At 64.6% G+C, this 4,544-nt stretch carries 5 protein-coding genes; 3 read left to right on the top strand and 2 right to left on the bottom strand.

Going from position 1 to position 4,544, the window contains the following annotated elements; genetic code table 11:
* The coding region (locus tag WCB02_RS12130) for a polysaccharide deacetylase family protein (RefSeq protein WP_423958448.1) at positions 1-1,308 on the bottom strand (1,308 nt) is incomplete at its 3' end.
* Positions 1,309-1,400: 92 nt separating this feature from the next.
* The gene (locus WCB02_RS12125; protein ID WP_423958446.1) at positions 1,401-2,213 is read right to left on the bottom strand and encodes a polysaccharide deacetylase family protein; all 813 of its coding nucleotides are present in this window, start codon (positions 2,211-2,213) and stop codon (positions 1,401-1,403) included.
* A gap of 83 nt (positions 2,214-2,296) precedes the next feature.
* On the opposite strand from WCB02_RS12125, the gene mgtE reads away from it, so the two are divergent.
* The 3 genes from mgtE to WCB02_RS12110 form a co-directional block, all read left to right on the top strand.
* The gene (mgtE, locus tag WCB02_RS12120) at positions 2,297-3,718 is read left to right on the top strand and encodes a magnesium transporter (RefSeq protein ID WP_423958444.1); all 1,422 of its coding nucleotides are present in this window, start codon (positions 2,297-2,299) and stop codon (positions 3,716-3,718) included.
* Between the two features lie 80 nt (positions 3,719-3,798).
* On the top strand, positions 3,799-4,098 hold the full coding sequence (locus WCB02_RS12115) for a helix-turn-helix domain-containing protein (protein ID WP_423958442.1): 300 nt from the start codon (positions 3,799-3,801) through the stop codon (positions 4,096-4,098).
* A gap of 88 nt (positions 4,099-4,186) precedes the next feature.
* A partial coding sequence (locus WCB02_RS12110; protein ID WP_423958441.1) for an aldo/keto reductase occupies positions 4,187-4,544 on the top strand: 358 nt, incomplete at its 3' end.

Raw genomic sequence — 4,544 nt, 5'->3', positions numbered from 1 at the left:
GTGTTGCGCTGCGCTCCGGCCAGCTGGGCTTCGGCTGTGTGCGTAATGGTAATGGCGGGTTTCGCGGCCGCGAGGTCCGGAGCGCGCGCGTGACATCGGCTCGGTCGCGGCGACCGAGCCATGGCCGCCAGCATCCCCGACCGCGGCGGTCGAGACCGCTTGATCGCGTGGGTGCGGACGAAGCGGAAACGGCTGCAGCGTGGCGCGGCTCTGTTCGGGGATGGTAAACAGGCTCTCGGCCGGGACCGGCAGTGAGGCTGCCGCGTTCTCATGCGGCACCGCCGTCAGGCGCGGCCACGGCGGCTCTTGCGGTAGCGGCACGCCGTGCCGCCTTGTGCGCTCGAACGGTTCCGCGGACGACGTTGCGTCAGGCCAATCGAAATCGGCGAGCGCCGGAGCAGGCGAGGCGCCGGCCTCGGCGAAAACGAAATTGGGAATCTTTGGCCAATGCGATATCGCGACATCTTCCGAGGGCGGATGCAGCTGCCATTGCTCGGGTTCGGTGGGCGTCGCTGGCAGCTCCGGCGTCGCGGGCACCACATGGACGATGTGGTAACCGCGCGCCTTCATCTCACGCAGAATGTTCGGCAGCGCCGCCACCGTGCGCGCCTGGATGTCGTGCAGCAGCAGGATGCCCTTGCCGATCGCATCAAGCCGCTTGATCGCGAGTTCGTAAACGCGTTGCGGCGGAATATGGCGCCAGTCGTCGGCGAGAAAGTCCGCGCTCCAGATTTGAATGCCGCGCGAACCCAGATAATCCTCGACGGGCTGCGCGCGAAGCAGTCCGGGAACCCGGAAGAACGGCGCGAGCTGGTTGGGGTCGCCGAGCGCCGCCGTGATCGAGGCGATGCCGGCATCGATCTCGACCTTGGCCTGCTCAGCCGACATCTTGTTGAAGGTGAGCGGGTGGTGCTGGCTGTGGCTTCCGATCGAATGTCCGGCGGCGACGTATTTGCGTACGCCTTCCGGATTGGCCTGCGCCTGCTGGCCGATGATGAAGAACGTCGCCTTGACGCATTGATCGGCGAGGATTTTCAGCACCTGATTGCTGTTGCGCGGCAGCGGTCCATCGTCAAAGGTCAGCACCACCTCGTGGTCGCGCAGCGGCAATGTTTCCGGATATTGCATGGTGCCGATCCGCGGATGCTCGCGGGGATCGACGACGATGGTGCGTGAGGTTCCGATTGCGTCCGGATGGCCAGGGCAGGCTTCGTTCGAGGCAGCCTGGGCGGCGGAAGTGGCGAAAAGTCCGAGACACAGGACCGTCAACGACCAGACCCGGGCACCAGCCAAACCATTACCGACCATAAAGCACCGTGCGCATTCCAGCAGGAAGACGGATGATCGCGGCCGCGCCATGAACGTGGCCTGAACCATGCGACTTCGCCACCTGTTTCAGATCAGGGAGCGCCGTCAAAGTCAACGGCCGGACCGGTCGGCACGATATGCACAATGTGATAGTCGTGATCCCGGAGATAGCGCAGAAAGGCCGGCAACATGGCTGCGGTGCTGGCCTTCGGATCATGCAGCAAGATGATGCCTCGTCCGGCCTGGTTGAGCCGGTGGATCAAAAGGTTCAATTCCTGCTTCGGCGTCATCGGGTTCCAGTCGCTGGCCCAGAGATCGGCCCCGAACACGACGATTCCGCGCGATCGCAGCTCATCGAGGGTCGCAGGCGTCGATTCGAAACCGGGGAACCGGAAGAACGGCGTCGTGGGTGTCGTGGTCCCCTTGCCGTGAAGCGCCATCTCCACCGCTGCGATGCCGCGGTTGATCTCGTCGGTGGTTTCGCTTGGATCGATCTGTTTCAGGCTGCGGTGCAACCAGGTGTGATGCCCGACGGTATTGCCGCCGGCCGCGATCCGCCGCACCAGGTCCGGGTGCTCGGAGGCTGGCTTGCCGATCAGGAAGAAGGTCGCGCGCACGCATTCCTGCGCCAGGGCCGCCAGCACCTTCGGTGTTGTCGGCGGCCACGGTCCGTCATCGAACGTCAGCACGACCTCGTGATCCCTGAGCGGCAGCGTTTGCGGAAAGCTCTTCAAGCCGACGCGCGGGAACGAGACGGCATCGACGCTGAGAATCCGCGATGTTCCGAGCGTGCCCTCGCGCGGGCAGTCGGCCGCATGCGCAGCGAGCGGGCAGGTCAGCAACAGCGCCAGGCCCAGCGCGACGATCGGCCTGCGTGCGGACCCCTGTCCGGACATCTTTGGCATTGCGCGTGGTGTTGCCAATTGAGTAATCCGTGAATCGCAGCTCAATCGAGTTGCTCCATGCTGTCAACCCGGCGAGGCGCGTCATGGCCGAACATTTCGACGTTGCCGCTGCCGCCGAGGCGTCGGTGCTCGATCGGTTTCCGATGCGCGAGGAAGATGGCGAGATCCGACGCGCGTTTGTCGAGGAAATCGCGCGCGCAATCAAGGCGGCTGACGCGGCTTTTCTGCGCGCCGTGGTGGCGGAACTTCACGAAGCCGATCTCGCTGATTTGATCGCCGCGCTTGAACCGGACGATCGCGTCAGCCTCGTGGAACTCACCGGCACCGATTTCGACTTCTCGGCGCTGAATGAGGTCGATACCACCGTCCGCGAGGAAATCCTCGAAGAACTCGAGCCGGAGACCGTCGCCGAAGGCGTCCGCGAACTGCAATCCGACGATGCCGTTGAACTGCTCGAGGCGCTCGACGAGGAGGACCAGGAAGAAATCCTGGAGAAGCTGCCGCCGTCGGAGCGCGATGCGCTGGAGCGCAGCCTGGAATATCCCGAAAATTCGGCCGGCCGGCGGATGCAGACCGATTTCATCGCGGTGCCGCCGCACTGGAACGTGGGGCAGGCCATCGACTACATGCGCGAGACGGGGGATCTGCCGGAACGGTTCTATGAAATCTATGCCGTCGACGGCGCGCAGCATTGGCAGGGCGCGGTGGCGCTCGACGCGCTGCTGCGTTCACGCCGTCCGGTGCCGCTGGCTGAACTGATCGATGCCGACCGTCGCCGCGTCGCCGTCATCGACGATCTGGAGGACGTGGCACGGTTGTTCGGCAAATACAATCTGGTCGCGGCTCCCGTCGTCGATAGCGAAGACCGGCTGGTCGGCGTCATCACCGTCGACGACGTCGTCGACGTGATCAAGGACGAGGCGGACGAAGAGATCAAGGCGCTCGGCGGCGTCGCCAGCGACGAAGAATTATCGGACAGCGTCTGGACCATTGCGCGCGGCCGGTTCAACTGGCTGCTCGTTAATCTCGGCACCGCTTTCCTGGCGTCCTCGGTGCTCGGCCTGTTCGAGGGCGAACTGGAAAAAATGGTGGCGTTGGCGGTGCTGGCGCCGATCGTCGCGAGCCAGGGCGGCAATGCCGCCACCCAGACCATGACGGTGGCGGTGCGGGCGCTGGCGACGCGCGAACTTGGCTCCAACAATGCGTTCCGCATCGTGATCCGCGAGGGCCTCGTCGGGCTCGTCAACGGCATCGCCTTTGCGATCATCACCGGTATTGCTGCGGTGGCCTGGTTCCGGATCCCCGGCCTCGGTCTTGTCATAGGCCTTGCGATCATCTGCAACCTGGTGGCCGGAGCGCTTGGCGGCATCCTGATTCCGATGTGGCTGGAGCGGGTACGGGCCGATCCGGCCGTGGCCTCCGGCACCTTCGTCACGACCGTCACCGACGTGGTCGGCTTCTTCTCCTTCCTCGGCATTGCCACGCTATGGTTCGGCCTGAATTAATCCGCACGATCGCCGACTTTATCGTTAATCGCGTCTTAATCGGTATCGACGATGATCCCGCGCGGGGCAGGGATTATGCGATGCAGCGCTTGCGGCTGAAGGCGGACGGACGGATCGTCGAATTGCGGGACGGGCAGGAGTTCCCGCTTGCGCCCGCACCGTTGGCGCCCGCTGCGGAGACCGGCACGCCCGAGGTTCGCGATCTCCGCCGCCGCGCTCAGCTGACCCAGCAGGAATTCGCCGCCAAACTCGGCGTTCCCGTCGAAACCATCCGGAACTGGGAGCAGGGCAAGCGCGCCCCACGCGGGCCGGCGCGGGCGCTGCTCGCCGTCATCGCGCATGCCCCGGAGACGGTGTTTGCCGCGCTGGCAAAATCCTGACCTTGCTGACCGGCGCTGTCCTTCATTTTCGTTGGCAGCGTGGCTCTCGCGAGACATAATGGAGCCTGATTAATTAGAGTCTCCATCCATGCATGTCGTCGAGGCCAATGGCGCGAAAATCCCGGCGATAGGGCTAGGGACATGGGAGCTGCGCGGGCGGACCTGCGCGCGCATCGTCGAGCAGGCGCTCAGGCTCGGCTACCGTCACATCGACACCGCCCAGGTCTATGAGAACGAGCGCGAGGTCGGCGAGGGTCTGCGGGCGTCCGGCGTGAGGCGTGACGACGTCTTCGTCACCACAAAGATCTGGACCAATCACTTCGCGCCGAACGATCTCGAACGCTCCGCCAAGGAAAGCCTGGTGAAGTTGCGCATGCCCGAGGTCGATCTGTTGCTGCTGCATTGGCCTAATCCGCAAGTTCCACTGTCGGAGACGCTGGGCGCGC

Source organism: Bradyrhizobium sp. (assembly GCF_049581145.1).
Classification (GTDB): Bacteria; Pseudomonadota; Alphaproteobacteria; order Rhizobiales; family Xanthobacteraceae; genus Bradyrhizobium.
This window is presented reverse-complemented; position numbering and strand designations above follow the sequence as displayed.